The following is a 2133-nucleotide window of genomic DNA, read 5'->3' on the forward strand; positions in this document are numbered from 1 at the left end:
CCTTCGTCCGGCTTGGATTCCAGCCCCTGACCTACCAGGGCCCATCAACGTCGTCCAATGAGGTTTTCTCACCAGGAATCCGCACCCCGTTGAAGGCTGCAGTCGACGCCGCTGGCCAGGCCTGCAGCGAGTCGTCAGGGACTTCCAGCGCGGCTCCTAGGAACGAGCTCCGCCAGGAGGCACTCGACGCTCGGCCGACTCACGGCGCTGACTTGCAGAGACGCCTCCTGCCCTCCCGCGGACGGCGAATCCGGGTGAGGAGACCCCAGTCACGCTGCGTGGGGCCTCCGTGGCAAATAGTGGCTCCGGCTCTTGTCGTGACCACCGTGGTCGGCCACCATAGACGGGCCCGCCCGGTGCGGCGAACACCGGGCGGGCCCTTGATCCCCGATCCTCCCGAGAAGGACTGAGGACCCGATCATGAACGCTACCCACCTTTGTGCCTGCAACCAACAGACCGAGGCCGTCGAGTGGCCGTTGGCCGAGCGAAATCAAATCCTCGGTCTGCTCGCCAAGGTTCTTGAGGGCCACAGGCAGCCCGGCCGCGGCGGCGTGCTGGTGGTGGAGATGCTGGGCTCCGTCGTGGAGTCGATCCGACAGACCACCGAGTCGATCCGGCCGACCGTGCAGGCCGCAGTGACCCGGTGCGCGGACTGCGGCTCTCCGATGTACGCGGGCACCAGGTGCGGCCAATGCGCGTGGGAGGCGCTGGACAAGGGCCCGGCCGCCTGACCGCTCGCCGGCACTTGCTCCTCTGCTGGCGCATGGGTCTGACCTGCAGCGTTGCATCGCCTACCCGTAACGAACGACGAATCCTGGTGAGAAAACCTCAATACCCTCGACAGCAGCCCGCCTGGGCCATCCACGGCCATCGTCACGCTGGCCGCTCAGCCTGGGTTTTCAACGCGGATCAATAGCGGCCAACCCCGCCGAGATCAAATTGCAGGAAGTTTCGTTCGGTCTGTCTGGTCAACTCCGGTCCTCGGCCGTTGCGAGTGGGGTGACTGGTCGCTGTTCACAGCCGATCCCCGAGCGCCGCGCGGTGGAACGCGGCGCGGGCGCGCTCGTCCGCGGCGCTGGCCGCGTACCGGCCGACCATCTCCCGTGATCGCCAACCGGCCAGCCGCATCAAGTCCTGCTCCTGGCCGCCGCTGGCCAGCCAGGTGTGGGCATAGGTGTGTCGGAACCGGTGCGGGTGGACGTTCGCGACGCCGGCCTCGGCGGCCCGGCGCTCGAGGATCTGCCGAACGCCGGAGTCGGTGACCCTGCCCTTCTTCCCGAGCCACAACGCGGTGAGGGCGGCCTGGGCATGCTGTGTGCGGGCACGGAGGTACCGGCGCAACGCGTCGGCGGTCTTCGCGCCGTAGGGCACCGCTCGGCCGCGGCGCCCCTTTCCCGTCACGAACGCCACGCTGGCCTCGCTGTCGAGGTCCTCGAGGTTGAGCCCGGCCAGCTCGCCGGCGCGCATCCCGGTGTCGATCAACATGCGCAGGATCGCCATGTCGCGACGGTTCTCGAAGGTGTTGCCCCGGCAGGTGCCCAGCAGGGCCCGCAGCTCGTCGTCGCTGAAGATGTCGACCGGCTGCTCGGGAACCGCGGGCGGGCGCATCCGCTCCATCGGCGAGCGCGTGATCTCGCCGTCCTCGACCAGCCACCGGAACAGCTGCTGCATTGACCGGTAGTGCTTGGCGACGGTGGCGGGGGAGACGCGCTCGGTCAGCGCGGCCAGGAATCCCTCGAGGTGCTCCCGCGCGACACCGGACGCCGTCGTCGGCATCCCGGCCTCGGTAAGCCACGCCAGCAGGTTCTCGCCGACACGGAGATAGCTCGCGATCGTGCTCGGCGCGACGTTGCGGGCCCGCAGGTGGGTCCGCCAGTCGGGCAGCAGGGCGGACAGGTCATCGACGGCAACGGGGGCGGTGCGCGCTTGCGCCATGCACCATCGTGGCACAATCCCCGGCTGTTTGAGCGCTGTGCGGGACTGAGTACCCGTGTATTGCCTGCTGGTGGGGCGGGTGGGGCTCGAACCCACGACCCAGGGATTATGAGTCCCATGCTCTGACCGGCTGAGCTACCGCCCCTGACGAGTGCCGTCCAGCCTGCCAGACATCGGGTCACGGGTGTCCGCGACGT

At 68.8% G+C, this 2133-nt stretch carries 2 protein-coding genes and 1 tRNA gene; 1 reads left to right on the top strand and 2 read right to left on the bottom strand.

Translation table 11 applies throughout. The features are described from left to right. Nucleotides 1-420: 420 nt before the first annotated feature. On the top strand, nucleotides 421-732 hold the full coding sequence (locus ABQ292_RS26360) for a hypothetical protein (RefSeq protein ID WP_369210664.1): 312 nt from the start codon (nucleotides 421-423) through the stop codon (nucleotides 730-732). A 283-nt stretch (nucleotides 733-1015) separates the two neighbouring features. Here ABQ292_RS26360 and ABQ292_RS26365 read toward each other — a convergent pair whose 3' ends face one another. After that, a complete protein-coding gene (locus tag ABQ292_RS26365; protein WP_369210665.1) occupies nucleotides 1016-1936 on the bottom strand; it encodes a tyrosine-type recombinase/integrase in 921 nt (306 codons plus the stop codon). Between the two features lie 68 nt (nucleotides 1937-2004). Next, nucleotides 2005-2081, bottom strand: a tRNA-Ile gene (locus ABQ292_RS26370). Between the last annotated feature and the right edge of the window lie 52 nt (nucleotides 2082-2133).

The sequence above is a fragment of the Geodermatophilus maliterrae genome, assembly GCF_041018925.1.
In the GTDB taxonomy this organism is placed as follows: domain Bacteria; phylum Actinomycetota; class Actinomycetes; order Mycobacteriales; family Geodermatophilaceae; genus Geodermatophilus; species Geodermatophilus maliterrae.